This is a genomic window from Parasphingopyxis sp. CP4, from assembly GCF_013378055.1.
Lineage (GTDB): Bacteria > Pseudomonadota > Alphaproteobacteria > Sphingomonadales > Sphingomonadaceae > Parasphingopyxis.
In genome coordinates, this window is the sequence record NZ_CP051130.1 from 2,249,901 (window position 1) to 2,270,554 (window position 20,654).

Genomic DNA, 20,654 nt, shown 5'->3' on the forward strand with positions numbered 1-20,654 from the left:
GGTTCAGCGACCCGGATAGCGCAGCCGGCCGAGAAAGCGGGTGACGCTGAAGCGGCGATCCGGATCCATGCGGAACTTTCGCTTCAGTTTCTCGAACTGGGCGACATTGCCGAGGCGCCGATCAAGAAAAGCAATGGTTTCGGCTTCGTCGTCGCTCTCATCTTCGAGCCAAGCCATGATCGTGGAGCCGTACACTCCGCCAAGAATGGTGCGCTTGCTATAGTGGTTGATATCGGTGGATGTGTCACCGGCCAGCCGCCACATCGCATCGGCCGAGCGCCAGCCCAACTTTCCGGCAAGCGGGACATTTTTCGGCATGGCGAGAATGGCGATCGCGCGGCGCAGGGCTTCCTTGTGCGGACGCGCGATATCTAGACGTTTGAGAATCGCCGCCCGGATTCGCTTGTGGATCGGCATGGCATCCAATTCTTCGACCGTGAAACTTGCTTCCATTTCGGCATCGATTGTGGCGAACCAGGCATCAATCATGTCCGTCGCGCCCTTGGAAAAGGCGAGCTTTGCGGCCTCGGGATCGATATCAGCATCATGCGCCGCGCGCTCAATGGCTTCGTCAGTCCAGCCATCAAAGGCGGCATGGTTTGCAATCATCGGGCCCAGATGGGCGCGGATTTCATCGAGCGTCGGATCGGCGGGCATCGCTTGGGCCATGCGGACCTATATAAGCCACTGGCCAAAGAGACCAAGGCCTGTGTACTGCCGTTCGTGACAGATTCTCGGCTTTTTGGTATCGAACCCGGCAATGGGCTCGGAACTGGCAGTCCGAAACAACAGGGGAAGCGAAATGGCGAAATTTTTCGGAAATCTCAATGCGGTATTGATCGCAGGAATAGTCGTCCTGCTGGCCATCATGTTCGGTCTGCACAGCGGATATGTCAGTGATACGGCTCTCTATCCCAATCAGTTCTTCCGGTTCCTCCATGTCCTGTGCGGGATCATGTGGATCGGGCTGCTCTATTATTTCAATTTCGTCCAGGTGCCGGCGATGCCCGGCATCCCGGCCGAGCATAAACCGGGCGTGACCGGCCATATCGCACCCAAAGCGCTGTTCTGGTTCCGTTGGGCTGCCGCTTTCACCGTGCTGACCGGCCTCATCGTTGCTCATCTTTCGGGCTATCTCACCCAGGCGTTGACCTTGCAGACCGGCTTCACGCTGATCGGCATCGGCATGTGGATGGCGCTGATCATGGCGTTCAACGTCTGGTTCATCATCTGGCCGGCGCAGAAGAAGATTCTCGGCATGGTTGAAGCGAGTGATGAGGAGAAAGCGGCGGCTGCACCGCGGGCACTGATCGCATCGCGTACCAATACGCTGCTCTCGATCCCGATGCTCTATTGCATGGTGACACAGGGCGCGCTTGCCGTCTGATTAGAACCGGGGCGGTGGCGGTGCCATTGCCCCGGATCGCATCCCGGCTTTAGGCCGGATTAGAAAAGTTTGCGCGTTCTGCACTGGCCAGCCCAGTCTCATCCCTTATGTCAGTCATCGACACAAATAAGGGACTGCACATCATGCCTTCACTGTTCGATCCGGTTACGCTTGGCGCCATCGAAGCGCCCAATCGCATTCTCATGGCGCCGCTCACCCGCGGCCGGGCGGATGCCGGCCATGTCCCCAATGCATTGATGGCCGAATATTACTCGCAGCGCGCCAGCGCCGGCCTGATCATCAGCGAAGCCACTGGTATCAGCCGCCAGGGCCTGGGCTGGCCCGCCGCACCCGGCGTATGGACCGAGGAACAAACCGAAGGCTGGAAGCTTTCGACCAGCGCCGTCCATGATGCGGGCGGCCAGATCATCCTCCAGCTTTGGCATATGGGTCGGCTCGTCCATCCCGATTATCTGGATGGCGAACCACCGGTTTCGGCATCGGCCACAACCGGCCCGGGCCATGCCTATACGCCGACCGGAACGAAGGATTACGAAGCAGCCCGCCCGCTGCGCACCGACGAGGTGCCCGGTCTGCTCGACGACTATGCCCGCGCCACGCGGCATGCGATGGAGGCCGGGTTTGACGGCGTGCAGATCCACTCCGCCAATGGCTATCTGATCGATCAGTTCCTGCGCGACGGGACCAATTTGCGCGATGACGAATATGGCGGATCGCCGGACAATCGCACGCGGCTCCTCGCTGAAGTCACCGCCGCAGTAATCCGCGAAGCGGGCGCCGACCGGACATCGGTTCGCCTCTCCCCCAATGGCGAATCCCAGGGCACCGACGATAGCAATCCGGAAAGCGTCTTCCCGCTTGCCGCTGAAAAGCTCAGCGATCTTGGTATCGGCTTTCTTGAGCTGCGCGAGCCCGGGCCCGAAGGCACATTCGGCCGCACCGATGTACCCAAACTTTCGCCGTTGATCCGCAAGGCGTTCAACGGGCCGCTGGTGCTCAATTCAGATTATGACGCCGAGCAAGGCCAGGCCGATCTCGACAGCGGGATTGCCGATGCGATCTCCTATGGCCGCCCGTTCCTTGCCAATCCGGATCTGCCACGGCGCTTCCGCGAAGGCCTGCCGCTCAATGAAAGCAATATGAAAACCTGGTACCTGCCGGGGCCTGAAGGCTATACGGATTATCCGTTCGCCGAGGAAACAGTCGCCGCTGAATAGCCCGGATTACTCCCAAAATTGCCGCGCCAGCGGCCAAATGTTACGCTGGCGCAACAAAATGGGAGGGGAAAATGGGGTTATTGCGCCTGGGCTTTGCCGTGGGCAGCTATCTGCTGTTCTTTGCATCATTTCTATATCTGGTCGGTTTTACAGGGAATCTGTTCGATGAAGCGGTTGGGCTGACCGGGATCGCAGGACTTGCCGCCCTCCCCAGCATCGATGCCGGGCCGGCGGCACCATTGGGCGTTGCGATCATCATCAACCTGGCGCTGATCGCGCTGTTCGGAATCCAGCACAGCGTCATGGCGCGGCCAGGATTCAAGAGTTGGCTGACCCGCTTCTGGCCAGCCTCGATCGAGCGCAGCCTCTATGTATTGGCCACCGTCGCCGTGCTGGTAATGATCTATGTTTTCTGGCGCCCGATCACGCCGATGGTCTGGTCGGTCGATGCGGATTGGCTCCGGATGCTGCTATGGGGCCTGTTTTTTGCCGGTTGGGCGATCCTGTTCATCGCCACCTGCCTGCTCAACCATTTCGAACTGTTCGGCTTGCATCAGGCCTGGGCCGGGTTCCGCGGAACAGCGGTACCCGAAACACAGTTCCGCACGCCGCTTTTCTACAAGCTGGTGCGCCATCCGATCTACACCGGCATCCTGCTCGCCTTCTGGGCAACGCCTGACATGAGCCAGGGGCATCTGCTCTTTGCGATCGGCATGACCGTCTATGTGGTCATCGGTGTGCGCTATGAAGAACGCGATCTGATCGCCCATCTTGGCGAGCAATATGTCGAGTATCGGAAAAAGGTTGGTGCGGTGATTCCGGGGATCGGCAAAGCGCGCTGAGCGCCTAGCCCGTCCCGGCATCGTCCCGGGCATAGAGGATCGTCGCGATCATTCCGGCAATGGCTGTGACAAAGGCGAGGCCGATCAAGGCCGTGAGCAGACCGATGTCGAAATTGCCGGGATTGCTGGTTTCGGGCGCAAAGACTTTGCCGAAGAAGCTGCCATAGAGCATCCCGGCATTGACGCCCCAACCGGCGGCGAAAAAGACATGGCGCGCCGGGGTCGGCCGCGCCATCAACCAGGCGCCGGCGATCAGCATCGCTCCCATGATCTGATCATCCATCCAGAACATGACTGGGCGTCCAGCGCCCCAGCTGCGATAGGCTTCGCCCAGCATCAAAGACAGCGCGAGTAGCACCGCAATGATGCGGAGCAGCTTCATTGGGACGAGAAGCCTTGGGCAAGATCGAACAAGGCGATGGCTGCCTTGGCGGCCTCCCCGCCCTTGTCTTTTTGATCAGGCCGCGCGCGAACTTCGGTCTGCTCGGCATTTTCGGTGGTGAGGATCCCATTGCCGATCGCAATGCCATCCATGGTCAGCGCCATCAGGCCGCGTGCGCTTTCACCCGCGACGATTTCGAAATGATAGGTTTCGCCCCGGATCACGACGCCGATCGCGACAAAGCCATCATAGCGCCCGGTTTCCGCGGCCATTGCGACGGCACCGGGAATCTCCAACGCACCGGGCACCGTAATCACCTCATGGCTATGGCCTGCGGCTTCAAGCGCAGCCTTGGCCCCATCGATCAGCCAGTCATTATAGTGCTCATAAAATCGCGCTTCGACGATCAGGAAATGCGCCATTAGTCATCTCCCACATCGATCGCCCGCTCACCGGCAATCGACAGTCCATAGGCATCAAGGCCGACCAGGCTGTGATGCGTGTTGGTGAGCAGGATCATGCTCTGCACACCAAGCTCGGTCAGGATCTGGGCGCCGACACCATAGTCGCGCAGCTCTTCCATATCCGGGCGTTCTTTGCCCGTCTTGAGCAGGAGCGCCTTGGTGAAGGCACCCTGCATCGTGCGGTTGATGACGACGACAACGCCCGCCCCTTCTTCGCCGATAATCTCCATCGAGCGGGACAACATCTTGCCGCGCGCGCCCTCTTCGCCAAAAACATCGGTAAAGGCCGACAGCGCATGCATACGCACCAGGGTCGGTTTGTCCGGATCAACCTTGCCCTTCACCAGCGCAACCTGCTCAGTGCCAGTCGCCTTGTTGAAGAAGGTCATCGCCCGCCAGTCACCACCCCAGCGGCTCGTAAATGGAGCTTCGGCTTTCTTTTCGACGAGATGGTCATGCTTACGGCGATAGGCGATCAGATCGCGGATCGTTCCGATCTTGAGGTTATGGAGCTGGGCAAAGGCCATCAGGTCCGGCATCCGCGCCATGGTGCCGTCTTCATTCATGATCTCGCAGATCACACCAGATGGGTTGAGCCCGGCAAGCCGGGAAATGTCTACAGCCGCTTCGGTATGGCCAGCCCGCACGAGCACACCGCCCGGCCGGGCAACCAGCGGGAAGACATGGCCCGGGGTGACAATCTCATCGGGCCCTTTCGAGCCATCGATTGCCACGGAAACCGTGCGCGCCCGATCAGCGGCCGAGATGCCTGTCGTCACGCCATCACGGGCTTCGATTGAAACGGTGAAGGCGGTTTCATGGCGCGTCCCATTATGGCGGCTCATCAAATCGATGCCGAGCGCTTCAGTGCGTTTCTTGGTCAGCGCCAGGCAGATCAGTCCGCGGCCATATTTGGCCATGAAATTGATCGCGTCGGGCGTTGCCATCTGCGCCGGGATGACAAGATCGCCCTCATTTTCGCGATCTTCATCATCGACCAGAATGAACATCCGTCCGTTGCGCGCGGCTTCGATAATCTCTTCCGGGCTTGCAAGTGCCTGCCCGCCGCCGGTCACCAGATAGCGTTCGAGCTTCAGCAAGGTCTCCGCAGTCGGATTCCAATCATCATCGTCAAGCTTGCGCAGCGAGTTGGGGTGAAGCCCGGCGGCGCGCGCCAGGCCGGCCTTGGTCGCTTCGCCAGAAGCAACAAGGGTGCGGACATTTTCAATGAGCGGTGTAGACATGAGCGCCGAATAACACACTACAGTGTGATCGACAATATGAAATCACATGCAAATGTTATGCGCTGGTCATTCTCGCCAGATATCGGGCCAATATATCGATCTCGATATTCACTGGCTGCCCGGCCGCCGCAGACGCGAAGGTCGTCACCTCGGCCGTATGCGGAATGAGATTGATCGTGAAGTGGCATCCCGATTCCTCGTCGCGCACTTCATTGACCGTGAGCGACACGCCGTTGAGCGTGATCGATCCCTTCGGCGCGATATATTTGGCGAGCTCATCGGGTGCACGGATCACGATCTCAATCGAATCGCCGACAGGATCGGCCGAAACAATCTCGCCAATCCCGTCAATATGGCCCGTGACGATATGGCCGCCCATTTCATCGCCCAGCTTGAGCGAGCGTTCGAGATTGAGCTTCGAGCCGGTGTTCCATTGGCCCTGTGCGGTACGCGCGACAGATTCGGCTGAAACATCGACGGCAAACCAGTCTTCGCCCTTGTCGACCACAGTGAGGCAAACGCCCGAACAGGCGATCGATGCGCCAAGTTCGACACCGGCCATGTCATAGCTGCACTGGACGGTGAGGCGGAGGTCGCCCCGCTGTTCGGCTTCGGCAATCGTGCCGACATCGGTGATGATTCCGGTAAACATCGAAACTCCCCTATCCGTTTGGGCTGAGCTTGTCGAAGCCCTGTTCTTCTTTTTTACTTGGAATTGAAGGGCGACCCTTCAACAAGCTCAGGGCAAACGGGAGATGGTCAGGCTTTCTCATAAACTTCCATGCGATCGACACCAAGCATCCGTGTTTCCACAAGCCGCCATTGACCATGCGCATCGTCAAGCTGAGCGAGGCCAAAATCGCCCAGTGCGCTGAGGCCGGTGCCGACAAGGATTGGCGCGCGATAGAGGAGCAGCCGATCGACCAGATCTGCAGCCACAAAAGCGGCCGCTGCACCCGCCCCACCCTCAACCAGCAGATAGTCGACATTCTCAAGATCTGCGATCGCTTCGGGGCTTTCCAGATGCTGCCAGACCGGATTGTCGGCCTTGAGCTGGAGCTGCGCAAAATTGCTATATTCGCTCGACAGGACAGCGCGACCCGGGGTGCGCGGCTCCAGTCCGGTCAGTCGGACATCGAGCTGCGGCTGATCCGCTGCCACCGTGCCGCGACCGACGACGACCATATCCGATAGTGCCCGTTCGACATGAGCGTGGGCGCGGGCTTCGGGTCCGGTTATCCATTGGCTTGAGCCATCCGGCAGGGCCACTTGCCCATCCAGTGACGTTGCAAGCTTCAGCGTGACATGGGGGCGCCCCTTGGCCTGCCGGGTGAAAAAACCTGCCATGGCACGATGCGCCTCTTCGGTTCGCACGCCTTCCGTGACGGTGATGCCGGCGTCGCGCAGTCGGGCGGTTCCAGCGCCATTGGTGCGGGTATCGGGATCCTGGGCGGCAATGATGACGCGGGCGGGAGCGGCTTTCACCAGCAAATCCGCACAAGCCGGGCCGCGCTCGCTCTTATGCGCACAGGGTTCGAGGGTCGTGTAAATATCTGCGCCGCGGGCATCTACGCCGTCCAGCGCATCGGCTTCCGCATGGGGGCGTCCGCCCGGCCGGGTCCAGCCGCGCGAGACGATCTGGCCGTCTCGGGCTATTATACAGCCAACATTGGGATTGGGCGCCGTCCGGCCCCGGCCGCGCCAGGACAGGGCAAGCGCTGCGGCCATGAACCGTTCGTCAGCGACCGTCAGTGTCGATCTCCAGCCGTCCGCCATCCAGCCGTTCACCCGGACGCAGCAGAATGCGGCGGTTCTCGTCGGCGATTCGATCGGCTTCCGCGGCGGCGGCGCGGTCATATTCAACCCCGCTACCCTCGGCGAGTTGCTGGAAGCGCTGGCGCGAAATGGCGCGCCGCTCATTTTCTTCAAGCGCGAGGACGCGTTGGCGCTCGACAATCTCTTCATCCGTCCGATCAGAGCCCCAGACTTCGACATAATGGACAATGGGTTCGGTCGGCAGGATGTCTGTCTCGCTATCCATTGCGAAAGTGCCGATCACCACGCCCGGGATCAGTATCGCAAAGAATAGCGCGATCCAGTTATGGCGCTCGCGGCGCGCAAAGAAGGACGCGATATCCTTGACGATCACTCGAGGTTTGGGCGGTAACATGCTCCTCTAAATAGGACAGCAGACCGCCCAACGCCAGAGGGCGCGCTGAGAATCGCCCGATCAGGTGATCCGAAACTGGACGATATGCTGTTGCCAACTTTCAACTGGAACGCCGTCTCGCGTCGCCGGTTCGAAACGCCAGCGACGCAGGGCGTGGCGTTCCGTCGCCGCGCAGAAGGCCGGGTGGGTGGCGTCCATAGGGATCGCCTCGGTGACCCGGCCATTGGGCGCAATGCGCACCCGGATCGTGCAGCTGCCTTCGAGCTCCTGGCGGATCAATCGACTGGGATAAGGCGGTTGCAAATTTACCCCTCTGGCAAACTGCGCGCCGCGCAAAACGGGCTCGGGAACCGGGTCGAAAATTGGCGGGGTCGGAACTGGCGGCGGTGCGGGCAGTATAGGCTGCACCGGATTTGAGCGAACAGGAGGTGTCGGAATGGGCGAAGGTGTCGCTGTCGGAATGGGCGGCGGGTCGTCTGGCTCATTCGTCTCGGGGAGCGGCTGGGGCGGCGGAGCAGGTGTCGGCAAGTTGACGACCGTAGGGGGTCCAGGGTCGATGATGATCGGTACCACACCGGATTTGGCAAGAAAGGCGATCGCGAGCGCCGCGCCATGCAGGCCGATGACGATAGCGAGCCCGGTCGGGCTACGGCGTGACTGGCTGAGATAGCCGGATGAGCGTGAATCAGATGTGGTCATTCCCTCTCTCCTTTTCAGTCTCTGCGCCGATGGCGATCCGCTCTGCGGCGATCTGCGCCCTGGCGTGTAACGAGAGGTATGTTACATCATATCATCTTAAAACTCCAGCCCAACCAGTCGATATCTTCATCCGTACCTTCCCAGTTTGTCAGAAATCCAGCTTACTTGCCGCGCAGACGCATCAACCCTTCTTGCGCAGCACTGGCGACCAACCGCCCATCCTGCGTAAAAATCTGGCCGCGATTAAAACCGCGCGCATGCCCCGTCCAGGGCGAGTCGGTTGCGTATAAAAGCCACTCATCCGCGCGAAATTCCTCATGCAGCCAGAGCGAATGATCGAGGCTCGCCATCTGCAACGGATCTCGAAGCCAGCTAATTCCGTGCTTAAGGGTGCTTGTCCCCAACAGGCTCATATCCGATGCGTAAGACAGGATCGCTTGGTGCAGCCGGTGATCGTCGCCAATCGGAGCGACAGCGCGGAACCAGGTGTAGCTTCGCGGCTCTGATTTCTCGGGCTTCGCCGGATTGCGACGTTCCACCGGGCGGAGTTCAATAGACCGCTGCCGCAACATCCGCTTACGAAACGGTTCAGGAATCAGCTCAATATTCTCACGCCAATAATCCGCTTCGCTCTGCAACTCATCGGGGCCGGCAACATCCGGCATATCAAATTGGTGCGCGAGCCCGTCTTCGGGACGTTGATAATTGGCCGCCATGTTGAGGATGGGCTTGCCGCGCTGAAGCGCGATGATCCGGCGGGTTGAGAAACTGCGCCCGTCCCGGTCGCGCTCAATCCGATAGATGATCGGATAATTCTCATTGCCCGGCCGCATGAAATAGGCGTGGAGCGAGTGCGCTACGAGATCATCATCAACCGAATGATTAGCAGCGACCAGAGCCTGGGCAATCACCTGCCCCCCGAACACCCGTCCGACGCCACCCGGCAAACGCGGCCCGCGATAAAGATCCTTGTCGAGCTCTTCGACCGTCAAAAGGTCGCACAGTTTCTCGATCAGCTCTTCAGGAGTTTTCAGTTGGGGTTCGGATTCCGCGTCTTTTCCCACGCTCAGTCCCTTTTCACACTAGTCTGGAGCCCAATGCTCCGAGCTGCTTGTATCCGGATCAGCCGCCATGCAGATCGGTATATACCGAAGCGAGGACACCCGCCCGGAATGGGGTAATCTCACTCGGCAAATTCTGGACATAACCCGACGCGCGCAGATTATTCGCCCGATCGACCCAGGCCACCGTGCCGGCAGCGCCGCCCCAACCATAGGTGCCGAGACCTTCGCCGGCTGCACCAGCTTCGATCGTCACCCGGCCGGCTGCGCCAAAGCCGGATTCATAATACATGCCAGTCTTGTCGACATCCGGCGGCAACATGTCCGACATGGCAAGCCGCGCGGTTTCGGTTTCCATCACCCGTACATCCCCCAATGCCCCTTCGCCGAGCAACATGGTGAGGAAGCGATCATAATCACGCGCACTCGAAACCAAACCCGCTCCGCCATAGGGATAGCGCGGCGGCAGCGAATAGACGGACCCTTGGGCCGGATCGACGCGCAGGGGCTGGCCATCGCGCAGCGTATAACAAGCTGTCATCCGATCTTCTTTGTCAGTCGGAACCTGGAAGAAGGTGTCGGTCATACCGAGCGGTCCGAATAGTCGTTGCTGCAAGAAGGAATCAAACGGCATGCCGGACGCGACCTCAATGATCCGGCCGAGAAGATCGATTGAGACAGAGTAGCTCCATTTCGTACCCGGATCGGCAATGATTGGCAGCGTTGCCAAGCGATCGGCAAACTCTTCCAGTGAATCCGGACGGCGGGCCACAACTTCTGCCGGCTCATGCATGATCACACCAGGCTCAAGACCAAGACGCTGATACTCTGCGAGCAGCGGGCCCGTTGTAATGATCGTATATCCAAGGCCAGCAGTATGGGTCAGCAGATGTCGAATGGTGATCGGGCCACTTGCTGCGCGCGTCTCCAGACTGTTGTCGGGATCAGTCAGCACCTGCGGATCGGCAAAACCAGGCAGGAAATCGGCGATATTCTGATCGAGCTGCATCACGCCATCTTCGATCAGCATCATCGTCGCCATGCCAGTAATCGGCTTGGTCATCGAGTAGATCCGCCAGAGGGTATCGGCATCGACCGACTGTTCGCTATCCAGGGCTACAGTACCATCGCCATAATAGATGGGCGCATCCTGGCCACGGCCAACGGCTATCAAGGCACCGGGAATGAAATGTTCGGAGACGAAGCCAGGAACGAAGGCGGAAACCCGCGGCCATTGCGCGGTGCCATCAAAGGCGGCCAGCGCCCGCGCCGGTAATGTCGAAAGTGCAAGGCCAGCGCCAATTCCGCCCAACAGCTGCCGCCGATCAATCCGAAATTCACTCATACCGCAATTCCCAATTCCTGTGATTTCATAACTGCTTTGCCAGACCCGGCGATTTTCGCAAGCGCCAGAATGCTGGCTGCTACGCCTGTCGACTCAACCGGGCGACGGTCCGCTCTTTGCCAATAAGCGGTAGCAATGCGGCCATCTCCGGCCCGTGATCGCGCCCGGTCAGCGCTTGCCGTAGCGGAAGAAACAATGGTTTGCCTTTGCGGCCGGTCTCGGCCTTGAGCGTCGTGGTGAGCTCTTTCCAGACAGTGTCGGTCCAAGCGATATCTGCAGCCATCGCCGCCGCCTGGTCCAGATAAGCCGTCGTTTCGGAATCGAACACGACATCATCAACAGGACCTTGGACGACATGCCACCAGTCACGCGCTTCGACGACAGTCGACAGGTTCGGCCGGATCGCATCCCAGCCATCGGCGGCCATGCCCCCCGGTAATCGGTCAGCAACGGAATCGAAATCGAGTTGGTGCACGATTTTCGCATTGAGTGTCGCCAATTCTTCCGCGTCAAAGCGCGCAGGCGCGCGGCCAAAGCGTGTGAAATCAAATCCCTCAATCAGCGGCGCAACCTCGGCAAATGGTTCGACCGGATCACTCGTTCCGATTCGGCCGAGCAGCGACAGCACCGCCATCGGCTCAATGCCATCTTCGCGGAAAGCTTCGACACCGAGCGAACCCAGCCGTTTCGACAGCTTGCCCTCACTACCGACGAGCAAGGCCTCATGCGCAAAGGCAGGCGATCGCACTCCCATTGCATCAAACATCTGCAGCTGGAGTCCGGTATTGGTCACATGGTCTTCGCCGCGAACCACATGGGTGACCCCCATCTCCGCATCATCGACGGCACTTGGCAGCATATAGAGCCAGCTGCCATCCGCGCGCCGGATCACCGGATCGGAGAGCAAGGCCGGATCGAAATGCTGTCGGCCGCGAATAAGATCATTCCATTCAATCGGCACATCATGATCAAGCTTGAAACGCCAATGGGGTGTCCGGCCTTCGGCCTCGAAATCCGCAATCTCCTGATCGCTGAGCGCGAGTGCTGCGCGATCATAGATTGGCGGTTTGCCGCGCCCGAGCAAGATCTTGCGCTTGAGCTCCAGCTCCTGCGCAGTTTCATAGGCCGGATAAATGCGTCCCGCTGCGCTCAGCGTTTCAAAGGCTGCTTCGTAGCGGTCAAAACGGGCAGACTGACGCGCCTCGCCGTCTATATCCATGCCGAGCCAAGCAAGGTCCGCACGGATTGCATCGACATACTCCTCTTTCGAGCGCTCTTTGTCGGTATCGTCCAACCGCAACAGGAACTGTCCGCCCTGTTTGCGGGCCCAGAGCCAATTATGCAGCGCGGTGCGGATATTGCCGACATGCAGGCGACCGGTCGGCGAAGGGGCAAAACGAGTGATGGTCATTTTATACGGTCCGGAATGCGTTAGTAATCGGATAGCGGCGATCGCGACCGAAGTTGCGCGCGCCAATCTTCACCCCCGGGGGAGCCTGGCGCCGCTTATATTCGGCTATATAGAGCAGCCGTTCGATCCGCGCGACGGTCGCACGATCAAAACCCCGCTCGACCAAGTGTTCGATGCCGACCTCTTCTTCGACCAACCCTTTGAGGATCGGATCGAGTACATCATAGGGTGGCAAGGAATCGCTATCCTTCTGATCAGGACGCAGTTCGGCGCTGGGGGGCTTGGTGATCACCACATCGGGCATCACTGGACCATCGGGTCCCATGGCGAGGCTTGGGCGCACGGTGTTGCGGAAGCTTGAGAGCTCAAACACGGTCGTCTTGTAAGCGTCTTTGAGGACTGAATAGCCGCCGGCCATGTCGCCATAGATAGTCGCATAACCGACCGCCATTTCCGACTTGTTACCGGTGGTCAGAAGCATATGGCCGAACTTGTTTGAAAGCGCCATCAATGTGACGCCGCGAATGCGCGACTGAATATTCTCTTCCGTGATATCGACCTCGGCATCCAAAAAACTATCCGCCAGCATCGCGTCAAAGCCCTCTACTGCTGGCATGATCGGGATTGTATCGAGCTTGCAGCCAAGCAGCCGCGCGCACTCTGCCGCATCGTCCAGGCTTTCCTGCGACGTAAAGCGTGAGGGCATCATCACGCACCAGACCCGGTCGGCACCCAGCGCATCGACCGCCACTGCAGCAGACAAGGCACTGTCGATTCCGCCGGATAGGCCCAGCACCACGCCGGGAAAGCGATTGCGGTTCACATAGTCGCGTAGCCCAACCAGCATGGCGTGATAGATGTCGGCCGGATGGGCATCGAGCGCATGTTGCGGGCCGTCTGTACACGCCCAGCCATCATCGCTTTTTTCCCATAAAGTGGTCGCGACTTCTTCTTCCCAATCGGCAAACTGCCACGCAATTTCACCATCGGTGTTGAGGACGAAGGAAGATCCGTCAAAGACAATTTCATCCTGCCCACCGACCCGGTTGAGATAGGCCAGCGGCAAGCCGGTATTGGCGACCCGCCCGCGCGCAAGCGCCAACCGAATATCGTCTTTCTCGACTTCATAGGGGCTGCCATTGGGAACAATGAAAAGCTCCGCCCCGCGCGATGCAAGATGTGCGCACACGCCATCCACCCAGATATCTTCGCAGATCGGTACGCCAATTTTCACGCCGCGAAATTCGATCGGCTCCGGCATTGGCCCGGGCTTGAACAAGCGCAGCTCATCAAAAGTTCCGTAATTGGGCAGGCGGTGTTTGCGGATGATGGTCGTAACCTCACCGCCATCAAGCAGGGCCATGGCATTGTAGAGCTCGCCCTCTTCCAGGATCGCTGTTCCGACGAGCATCGCGGGTCCAGTATCGCCGGTAGCTTTGGCCATGCGTTCAAGCTCAATCCGCGCGCGCTCGATCAATGCGGGCTTGAGGACCAGATCTTCGGGCGGATAGCCGATCAGCTGCAGCTCGGGAAAGACGATCAGGTCCGCATCCGAACATCCCGCGCGGGCCTGCAACATTGCATCTGCATTGCAAGCCAGATCACCCATCACCTGGTTGAGCTGTGCAAAAGCTATTCTAAGGAAACTTGTCATCCAGCGCTCTTTATGGATGTTGCGCGCACTAGCCAAGGTGAAGACGATGCCCCTTACTCGCGAAGCCCTGATCAATCTCGCCGTCGACGGCTATTTCGGCAATGTGGGCCGCCGTGACATTGCCGCCCTGCTCGACAATCTCGCTGACGGTGTCGCGATGGCTGTCCCGTCTTTGGGAATCCGATTTCGCGACAAACAGGCGATTGCCGATCATTTCGTCGATTTCCTGGATGCCTATTCAAAGGTCGAGGTCGATGACTTTGCGGTGACGGCAGATATTGAGACTCAGTCGGTAGCCGTGCGCTTCCGCATCACATTGACGCCCAGCAATGGCGATGAATCCCGCGAAATGCGCAACTGCAATTTTTTCGAGATCGATGAAACCGGCAAGATCGCGGATATCACCAACTATATGAGCGGCCAGATCGAGGCCGGATTTCATGCCGGCGTAACACGCTAACCAAATACCAGGCCGCCGAGCAGGCGTCCTGGAATAAAGGCAAAGGCACCAGCAATAACGAGGCCGATATACATGCCTTCCATTGCCCGCCGATGGCCGACCAGGTCTCCCAGCCGCAAGCGCCAGAGCGAGAGCGGGACCGAAACCAATACCAGTACCGAAAAGACATGGATGAAGGATAGCGAGAACCAGAAACTCGATATCGCCGCGGTCAGCATCAGCACGACCCAGATTCGACCGAGCAGCCGATGGCGCGGTGTGCCCTTGGCACCATAAAGGATGATCGCACCAATCGGCAGAGCGGGAAGGACCGATACGAGATGGATGACAACCGCCGGTGACAGCGAATTATCGCTCGGCTGACCATTGCCATAGCTGAGTGCCATCAGCGCTAATGTGACGATGATAGTACCGACCGCGGTTGCAGCGATGAGAGGGATGGAAAGCCGGGGTGGCAGGGCGGTCGCGGCGCGGCTCATGCGAGATACGCCGTCGCGGATATGGCGGTAAGCGGCATGCTGGTGGCCGAAGCAATCAAGGTGGTCGAGACGCACAGGGCGAGAAAGACCGCGGCTAGGCTGGGCAAGATTGGGCGAAACGGGCTGTACATGGCAATTCTCCTGTTGGTGATGGGCCAAGAATGGCAGCGGCCCGTTCGCCAGCAAGCGGATCTGCGTGGACAGGAGAAAAGCTTCGCAAAACCGCTGATTTTGGGCTATTTGCCCATTCACGAAGCGCGAACGGGACAGGAAATCACATGCTGCTGCGCCAGTTGGCGATCGAAATCTTCATCATTGCGGCGATCGGCGCGCTGCTCGGCCTGCTCGGACCGTTCGGCACCTATGCGATGCCCGTGGCGATGCGCCTTGCCTATTGGATCGGCTTCATCCTGGTTGGCTATATCATCTATCGCCCGGTCCAGACCGTTGCGCTCTGGCTCGCGGACGCGACCGCGATACCGATCTGGGTTGCGCTGCTCTTTGCCGCGGGCCTCGCCGCCATACCGCTGACGGGCGCTGTCGGCTTTGCCCTTGCCGGCATGAGTCTCGAGACCGATTATCTCGGTTCCGCTTTCGGAACGCTCTATCTCCAGGTGCTCGGCATCGGCCTTGCGATCCAGGCGGGCATGTGGCTGTTGTTTAATCGCCAGCCGCCGACCAACGATCTCGCGCCAGCCAATGCAAATGTACCGCCGCCGCCAATCCCCCTCGACGTCAATGATATCCCGCTGCCCGAGACCCCGACCGCACCCTTTTTCGATCGGCTTCCGCCCGCGCTCGGCACCAATCTGGTCTGCCTCGAAATGCAGGATCATTATGTAAAGGCCCATACGCTGACTGGCAGCGAAATGCTGCTGATGCGGATGCGCGACGCGATTGCCGAACTCGATGGTGTGGAAGGACAGCAGGTCCATAGAAGCTGGTGGGTCGCACGGGATCAGGTGCGCGCGGTCCGCCGCGACGGCCGCAACATGAAGCTCGAACTTGCCAATGGCCTGCTCGCCCCGGTTGCCCGCAATCGACAGGAAAAACTCCGCAGCCAAGGCTGGTTCTGACGGGGCGCTTCGGCACTCCTGCGTGATGCTCCCCAGAAAAGCCCGGACAAGCTGTTTATTTTTTCCCGCCACAGCCTAAAACGACGGACGAAAATTCGGGCGAAGGGGCAGTGCATCCATGAAATTATTGTCGGGCAATTCAAACCTGCCGCTCGCGAGCGCGATTTCGCAATATCTCGAAATCCCGCTGACTGAAGCCAATGTCAGGCGCTTCGCCGACGAGGAGATCTTTGTCGAGATCCTCGAAAATGTCCGCGGCGAAGATGTCTTCGTGCTGCAATCGACAAGCTATCCAGCAAATGACAATCTGATGGAATTGCTGATCATGATCGATGCGCTGAAACGCGCGTCGGCCAAGCGCATCACGGCTGTGATGCCCTATTTCGGCTATGCCCGGCAGGACCGGAAGCCGGGGCCGCGAACGCCGATTTCGTCCAAGCTTGTCGCCAATCTGATAACGGTGGCGGGAGCCAATCGCGTCCTGACCATGGATCTTCATGCCGGCCAGATTCAGGGCTTTTTCGATATCCCGACCGACAATCTCTACGGTGCACCCGTAATGGCGGCAGATATCTCCGCTCGCTTTTCCAAGAAAGACATCACAGTCGTTTCGCCAGACGTCGGCGGCGTGGTTCGTGCACGCGCGCTGGCCAAACGCCTCGACAATGCGCCGCTCGCGATCATCGACAAACGGCGCGAACGGCCCGGCGAATCCGAGGTGATGAACATCATCGGTAACGTCGAAGGCCGCTTCTGCATCATCGTCGACGATATCGTCGATTCCGCCGGCACGCTCTGCAACGCGGCCGCCGCGATGAAAGAGTCAGGCGCCGAAGAAGTGATCGCCTATTGCACCCATGGCGTGCTGTCCGGCGGGGCCGTTGCCCGGGTCGATGGTTCGGTGATGAAGGAATTGGTGATCACCGATTCGATCGGTAATCACGAAGCAATCAGTGAATCGGAATCGATCCGCCACCTGCCAATCGCGCCGCTATTCGCCGAAGCCATCCGCCGCATCGCCGATGAAAGCTCCGTCTCCAGCCTGTTCGATTAGAGGCGAGGCTCGCACGCGCAACATCGCAGCATTGCAGTCGTCATTGCGACTCCGGCCTTGAGCCGGGGGAAGCAATCCAGAGTGGCTATGCACAGCGCATTCGGCTCTGGATTGCCGCGTCGCCTAACGGTGCCTCGCGATGACGGGGCCGCGTTCAGGCTCGTTTTCCAATTATCGCTAGTCCTGATGCTGAACCGTGAGACCGATGCCGTTGCACAATTGTGCTCCGGCGTAGGCCGAAGCACAGAGTACCGGAAAGCGGTAGTGTTCAGGATAGAGTTAAGCCGTCACCGCCGCGATGGCGCGTTCCAGACCGTCGCAATAGGCGGCGTGGTTTTCGGCGGTGTAGAGCAAGCCCTTCGAGGCCCAATAGAGCGTATGCGCGCGATCGACTGCCTGGGTGTCAGAAATCTCGGATGACTCCGCCGTCAGCATTTTGGCGACCTTGGCATTGATGTAGCGTTCGGCCTGTTCGGCGAGCGCCGCTGCTTCGCCATGGACGAGCGTCAGGATCTCGGCGGCATGGGGCGATGCGCGGAGCAGATCGACATGCTGGCCAGCCCAGATCTCATAGGCTGCCATCAGCCGATCCGGGATGGCGCGACTATCATCTTCAAGTGCCGCCAATGCGTCCGCTGCCGTTTGCTCGATGAGCGTTTTCGTGGCCCAGGCGAACACCGCTTCTTTTGAACCATAGCGATTGTAGAGCGCCTGGCGCGAAATCCCCATCGCATCGGCCAGATCCCCCATCGAGCTCTTGCGAAAGCCATATTGGGAGAAGACGCGCAGCACGGATGTGAGGGGATCTTCCGGGTTCATGACGACATAATTGACATTATCGTTCTTTTTTGTCAACTATGTAAATATAGTGATTCGCCCCCATTGACTGGCCGCGCCTGCGGCAAAGGAGAAATTCATGCTCGACGTGACCAAATCCGGTGTTCGCAACTGGAAACCAGACGCATTGCCGGATCTCACCGGCAAACTTTACGTGATTACCGGCGGCAATAGCGGGATTGGCCTCGATGCCGCCCGCATGTTGGCCGACAAGGGCGCTGATGTCGTGATTGCCGGGCGCAACCAGGAAAAGATCACCGCGGCTGCCGCGAGCCTACAAGGCAGCGCCACCGGCACTATCGATACCGTACAGCTCGACCTGTCCGATCTCTCCAATGTCCGCGCAGCCGCTGAGACCGTGCGTTCGCGCTATGACAAGATCGACGGCCTGATCGACAATGCCGGTATCATGCAAACGCCCGAAACCCGCACGGTTGACGGCTATGAGCTGCAGCTCGCAACCAACCATCTCGGCCATTTTCTCTGGGCAGGATTACTGCTCGATCTTGTCGAGAAAGCAGCAGGCCGGATCGTTACCGTGTCGAGCATTGCCCATAAATTCGGCACGATCTTCATAGACGATCTGATGCTCGAGAAAAGCTATTCGCCGACCCAGGCCTATGGCCAATCCAAGCTTGCCAATATGCTGTTCGGCCTGGAGCTGCATCGCCGGCTTGCCGCCAAGGGAAGCGCGGTCAAATCGATCGTCTGCCACCCCGGCTATTCCAACACCGCGCTGCAGGACACCGGGCCGTCGGGCGCGTTCAACCTGCTCTATAAATTCCTCAATCCGCTCATGGCGCAACCGTCTGCGCTTGGCGCGATCCCGACGGTGCTCGCGGCTGCGGGGGAAGAAGCGCAATCGGGCGCCTATTATGGACCGACTGGCTGGGGCGATGCGCGTGGACCGGTGGGTGACTCCCAGGTCGCAATGCGCGGTCGCAATGCCGAACGCGCTGCATGGCTATGGGAGGAGAGCGAAAAGCTCGTCGATTTCAACTGGGATGCACTGGCCTAGTCCGCGAACGGATCATAATCGCCAAAGCTCCAGGCATTGCCCTCCGGATCGAGCGCGCCATAGGTGCTGCCGCCATAGTCCTGCGCTTTGGGTTCCATGATGATCGTTGCGCCCGCCGCCCGGGCACGCTCGCAATGCGCGGCGACATCAGGAACGACCAGATAGAGCGTCTGCGTATTGCCGCCGGCTTCGGCCACCGTCTTCATCGATGCGACATCTGTCCATTCGCCGCCCATCGCAGTCGCCACCATCAGCATCTGGCCAGCATAGAGAAGCTGCGCATGATGGACGATCGAAGGATCATCCTCATCCGTGAACACCGCATGTTTCTCGAAACCGAAGCCGGTGCAGAGAAAATCTATGGCAGCGAGTGCGTCCTTATAGCGGATATTCGGCATCATCGCGGGTGTAACAGTCATTTCGCCCTCCTAATTTCGGACGCGAGCATAGCATGAAATGCGGCACCGAAGCAGTGTCTGCCGCCAAACCGTACCGTCACTCCCGCGCAGGCTGGAGTCGATCACCGGACGTCGCGTAACCCGCAAGAGATTCCCGCCTGCGCGGGAATGACGATCGAAGGTGGCAAATTGGAATGTTTGACCGGAATTCCCGGGAGGACTAGCTTCCCGGCCATGGCAAAAGACAATATCTTCACCCATCCGATGCACCTTGGGCTCGGGGCGACAGCTGTTCCCCAACCCGAATTCACCGGCGTAGACTGGTATGAAAGCTATGGGATGCGCACTGCCAGCGACGGCGCCGAAGGCCGACTCGTCAGCGCGCATAATTTCACCGAAAGCTGGGATGTGTGGGAAATGCATCCCAAGGGCGAAGAGGCGGTGATCTGCCTGACCGGGGCGATGACGCTGCACCAGGAAATGGCCGACGGCACCAAAGCCACCGTGACGCTGGGCCCCGGCGAATATGCCATAAATCCACCCGGTTGCTGGCACACAGCCGATATCGATGGAGAGGCAAGCGCGCTCTTTATCACAGCAGGTATGGACACCGAGATGCGTCCGCGCGACTAGACGTTCATGGCCACTATTGAATCCGATCTTGCGCTCGCAAACCGCCTTGCCGATGCGGCAGGCGAAGCGATCCGCCCCTTTTTTCGTTCTGACTTCAAAAGCGAAAGCAAGGATGACGCTTCGCCGGTAACCGAGGCCGATCGCGCATCGGAACAGGCGATGCGCGCGATCCTTGAAGAGGAATGCCCCGACGACGGGATCATCGGTGAAGAATATGGCGCAGTACGCGAATCGGCAACGCGCCAATGGGTGCTCGACCCGATCGACGGCACGCAGAGCTTCATCGCCGGGCGTCCGATCTTTGGCACGCTGATCGCATTGATGCAGGATGGCTGGCCGGTGATGGGAGTGATCGACCAGCCGATTGGTCGCGAACGCTGGACTGCGGCAATGGGCAGCCCGACCCAGTTCAACGGCACGCCAGTCAAGGCGCGGCGCTGCAAGGCGCTAGAAGGCGCAACCGTAGCAACCACCAGCCCGCATTGTTTTTCCGATGATGAGGCCGAAGCCTATCTCCGCGTGATCGCCGCTGCCTATGGCCAGCATCCCTGGCCTGTTTATGGCGGCGATTGCTATAATTACGGCCTGGTCGCGTCCGGCCATCTCGATGTCGTGATCGAAACCGGATTGAAGATCCATGATTACGCCGCCCTTGCTCCGATTGTCGAAGGTGCCGGTGGGCAGATGTGCGACTGGCAGGGCGAGCCTTTAACCGCCCAGAGCGACGGGCGGGTAATTGCGCTCGGCGATTCGGCGCGGCTCGACGATGTGCTCGAGGCGCTGCACGGCAGCGACTAGGCGA

At 59.5% G+C, this 20,654-nt stretch carries 25 protein-coding genes; 9 read left to right on the forward strand and 16 right to left on the reverse strand.

The genetic code is table 11. The features are described 5' to 3' along the window. Positions 1 to 3: 3 nt before the first annotated feature. The gene (locus tag HFP51_RS10920; protein WP_176875750.1) at positions 4 to 669 is read right to left on the reverse strand and encodes a COQ9 family protein; all 666 of its coding nucleotides are present in this window, start codon (positions 667 to 669) and stop codon (positions 4 to 6) included. A gap of 133 nt (positions 670 to 802) precedes the next feature. Between HFP51_RS10920 and HFP51_RS10925 the strand changes: the two genes are divergently transcribed. From HFP51_RS10925 to mddA, 3 genes are all read left to right on the forward strand, one after another. Then, positions 803 to 1,387: a urate hydroxylase PuuD gene (locus HFP51_RS10925; RefSeq protein ID WP_176875751.1), complete on the forward strand. Its 585-nt coding sequence runs from the start codon at positions 803 to 805 to the stop codon at positions 1,385 to 1,387. A 143-nt stretch (positions 1,388 to 1,530) separates the two neighbouring features. After that, on the forward strand, positions 1,531 to 2,625 hold the full coding sequence (locus HFP51_RS10930; RefSeq protein ID WP_176875752.1) for an alkene reductase: 1,095 nt from the start codon (positions 1,531 to 1,533) through the stop codon (positions 2,623 to 2,625). Positions 2,626 to 2,696: 71 nt separating this feature from the next. After that, the gene (gene mddA / locus HFP51_RS10935) at positions 2,697 to 3,467 is read left to right on the forward strand and encodes a methanethiol S-methyltransferase (RefSeq protein WP_176875753.1); all 771 of its coding nucleotides are present in this window, start codon (positions 2,697 to 2,699) and stop codon (positions 3,465 to 3,467) included. 4 nt (positions 3,468 to 3,471) lie between these two features. Here the strand turns inward: mddA and HFP51_RS10940 are convergent, their stop codons facing one another. The 11 genes from HFP51_RS10940 to HFP51_RS10990 all read right to left on the reverse strand — a co-directional run bounded on the left by HFP51_RS10940 (position 3,472) and on the right by HFP51_RS10990 (position 13,897). Further along, positions 3,472 to 3,849, reverse strand: coding sequence for a hypothetical protein (locus tag HFP51_RS10940; protein WP_176875754.1), 378 nt, complete (start codon positions 3,847 to 3,849; stop codon positions 3,472 to 3,474). After that, positions 3,846 to 4,271, reverse strand: coding sequence for a 6,7-dimethyl-8-ribityllumazine synthase (gene ribH, locus HFP51_RS10945; protein ID WP_176875755.1), 426 nt, complete (start codon positions 4,269 to 4,271; stop codon positions 3,846 to 3,848). Before ribH ends, HFP51_RS10940 begins: the two co-directional genes overlap by 4 nt. Beyond that, positions 4,271 to 5,557 carry a 3,4-dihydroxy-2-butanone-4-phosphate synthase gene (gene ribB, locus HFP51_RS10950; protein ID WP_176875756.1) on the reverse strand — a complete coding sequence of 429 codons (1,287 nt, stop codon included), beginning with the start codon at positions 5,555 to 5,557 and terminating at the stop codon, positions 4,271 to 4,273. The genes ribH and ribB overlap by 1 nt, the downstream gene beginning before the upstream one ends. A 55-nt stretch (positions 5,558 to 5,612) precedes the next feature. Beyond that, positions 5,613 to 6,209 (reverse strand): riboflavin synthase, encoded by a 597-nt coding sequence (locus HFP51_RS10955; RefSeq protein ID WP_176875757.1) that lies wholly within the window; start codon positions 6,207 to 6,209, stop codon positions 5,613 to 5,615. A gap of 107 nt (positions 6,210 to 6,316) precedes the next feature. Further along, positions 6,317 to 7,285, reverse strand: coding sequence for a bifunctional diaminohydroxyphosphoribosylaminopyrimidine deaminase/5-amino-6-(5-phosphoribosylamino)uracil reductase RibD (gene ribD / locus HFP51_RS10960; RefSeq protein ID WP_176876657.1), 969 nt, complete (start codon positions 7,283 to 7,285; stop codon positions 6,317 to 6,319). Positions 7,286 to 7,295: 10 nt separating this feature from the next. Continuing rightward, the gene (locus HFP51_RS10965; RefSeq protein ID WP_176875758.1) at positions 7,296 to 7,727 is read right to left on the reverse strand and encodes a hypothetical protein; all 432 of its coding nucleotides are present in this window, start codon (positions 7,725 to 7,727) and stop codon (positions 7,296 to 7,298) included. Positions 7,728 to 7,787: 60 nt separating this feature from the next. Continuing rightward, entirely contained in the window at positions 7,788 to 8,426 is a 639-nt protein-coding gene (locus tag HFP51_RS10970; RefSeq protein WP_176875759.1) for an energy transducer TonB, read from the reverse strand. Between the two features lie 161 nt (positions 8,427 to 8,587). Beyond that, positions 8,588 to 9,490 carry an acyl-CoA thioesterase II gene (locus HFP51_RS10975; RefSeq protein WP_176875760.1) on the reverse strand — a complete coding sequence of 301 codons (903 nt, stop codon included), beginning with the start codon at positions 9,488 to 9,490 and terminating at the stop codon, positions 8,588 to 8,590. A 58-nt stretch (positions 9,491 to 9,548) separates the two neighbouring features. Beyond that, a complete protein-coding gene (locus HFP51_RS10980) occupies positions 9,549 to 10,832 on the reverse strand; it encodes a serine hydrolase (protein WP_176875761.1) in 1,284 nt (427 codons plus the stop codon). A gap of 79 nt (positions 10,833 to 10,911) precedes the next feature. Further along, entirely contained in the window at positions 10,912 to 12,243 is a 1,332-nt protein-coding gene (gene gltX, locus HFP51_RS10985) for a glutamate--tRNA ligase (protein ID WP_176875762.1), read from the reverse strand. A 1-nt stretch (position 12,244) separates the two neighbouring features. Then, positions 12,245 to 13,897 carry an NAD+ synthase gene (locus tag HFP51_RS10990; protein WP_176875763.1) on the reverse strand — a complete coding sequence of 551 codons (1,653 nt, stop codon included), beginning with the start codon at positions 13,895 to 13,897 and terminating at the stop codon, positions 12,245 to 12,247. A gap of 46 nt (positions 13,898 to 13,943) precedes the next feature. Here HFP51_RS10990 and HFP51_RS10995 point away from each other — a divergent pair, with 46 nt between their 5' ends. Next, the gene (locus HFP51_RS10995) at positions 13,944 to 14,357 is read left to right on the forward strand and encodes a nuclear transport factor 2 family protein (RefSeq protein ID WP_176875764.1); all 414 of its coding nucleotides are present in this window, start codon (positions 13,944 to 13,946) and stop codon (positions 14,355 to 14,357) included. Here the strand turns inward: HFP51_RS10995 and HFP51_RS11000 are convergent. Then, complete coding sequence (locus HFP51_RS11000) at positions 14,354 to 14,836, reverse strand: DUF2306 domain-containing protein (protein WP_176875765.1); 483 nt, start codon at positions 14,834 to 14,836, stop codon at positions 14,354 to 14,356. The two genes, HFP51_RS10995 and HFP51_RS11000, sit on opposite strands and share 4 nt — an antisense overlap. Beyond that, positions 14,833 to 14,967, reverse strand: a complete 135-nt coding sequence (locus tag HFP51_RS14730) for a hypothetical protein (RefSeq protein WP_255454644.1) — start codon at positions 14,965 to 14,967, stop codon at positions 14,833 to 14,835. Before HFP51_RS14730 ends, HFP51_RS11000 begins: the two co-directional genes overlap by 4 nt. Before the next feature lie 147 nt (positions 14,968 to 15,114). On the opposite strand from HFP51_RS14730, the gene HFP51_RS11005 reads away from it, so the two are divergent. Both HFP51_RS11005 and HFP51_RS11010 read left to right on the forward strand, forming a co-directional pair. Further along, positions 15,115 to 15,912 carry a LytTR family DNA-binding domain-containing protein gene (locus HFP51_RS11005; protein ID WP_176875766.1) on the forward strand — a complete coding sequence of 266 codons (798 nt, stop codon included), beginning with the start codon at positions 15,115 to 15,117 and terminating at the stop codon, positions 15,910 to 15,912. 118 nt (positions 15,913 to 16,030) lie between these two features. Further along, the gene (locus tag HFP51_RS11010; RefSeq protein ID WP_176875767.1) at positions 16,031 to 16,966 is read left to right on the forward strand and encodes a ribose-phosphate pyrophosphokinase; all 936 of its coding nucleotides are present in this window, start codon (positions 16,031 to 16,033) and stop codon (positions 16,964 to 16,966) included. A gap of 279 nt (positions 16,967 to 17,245) precedes the next feature. On the opposite strand, the gene HFP51_RS11015 is transcribed toward HFP51_RS11010, so the two are convergent. Then, on the reverse strand, positions 17,246 to 17,821 hold the full coding sequence (locus HFP51_RS11015) for a TetR/AcrR family transcriptional regulator (RefSeq protein WP_176875768.1): 576 nt from the start codon (positions 17,819 to 17,821) through the stop codon (positions 17,246 to 17,248). A 61-nt stretch (positions 17,822 to 17,882) separates the two neighbouring features. Here HFP51_RS11015 and HFP51_RS11020 point away from each other — a divergent pair, with 61 nt between their 5' ends. Next, positions 17,883 to 18,821 carry an oxidoreductase gene (locus tag HFP51_RS11020; RefSeq protein ID WP_176875769.1) on the forward strand — a complete coding sequence of 313 codons (939 nt, stop codon included), beginning with the start codon at positions 17,883 to 17,885 and terminating at the stop codon, positions 18,819 to 18,821. Here HFP51_RS11020 and HFP51_RS11025 read toward each other — a convergent pair. After that, the gene (locus HFP51_RS11025) at positions 18,818 to 19,240 is read right to left on the reverse strand and encodes a VOC family protein (protein WP_176875770.1); all 423 of its coding nucleotides are present in this window, start codon (positions 19,238 to 19,240) and stop codon (positions 18,818 to 18,820) included. The genes HFP51_RS11020 and HFP51_RS11025 overlap by 4 nt on opposite strands. 213 nt (positions 19,241 to 19,453) lie before the next feature. Here HFP51_RS11025 and HFP51_RS11030 point away from each other — a divergent pair, with 213 nt between their 5' ends. After that, on the forward strand, positions 19,454 to 19,852 hold the full coding sequence (locus HFP51_RS11030) for a cupin domain-containing protein (protein ID WP_176875771.1): 399 nt from the start codon (positions 19,454 to 19,456) through the stop codon (positions 19,850 to 19,852). A 6-nt stretch (positions 19,853 to 19,858) separates the two neighbouring features. Then, the gene (hisN, locus tag HFP51_RS11035) at positions 19,859 to 20,650 is read left to right on the forward strand and encodes a histidinol-phosphatase (protein WP_176875772.1); all 792 of its coding nucleotides are present in this window, start codon (positions 19,859 to 19,861) and stop codon (positions 20,648 to 20,650) included. Positions 20,651 to 20,654: the final 4 nt, after the last annotated feature.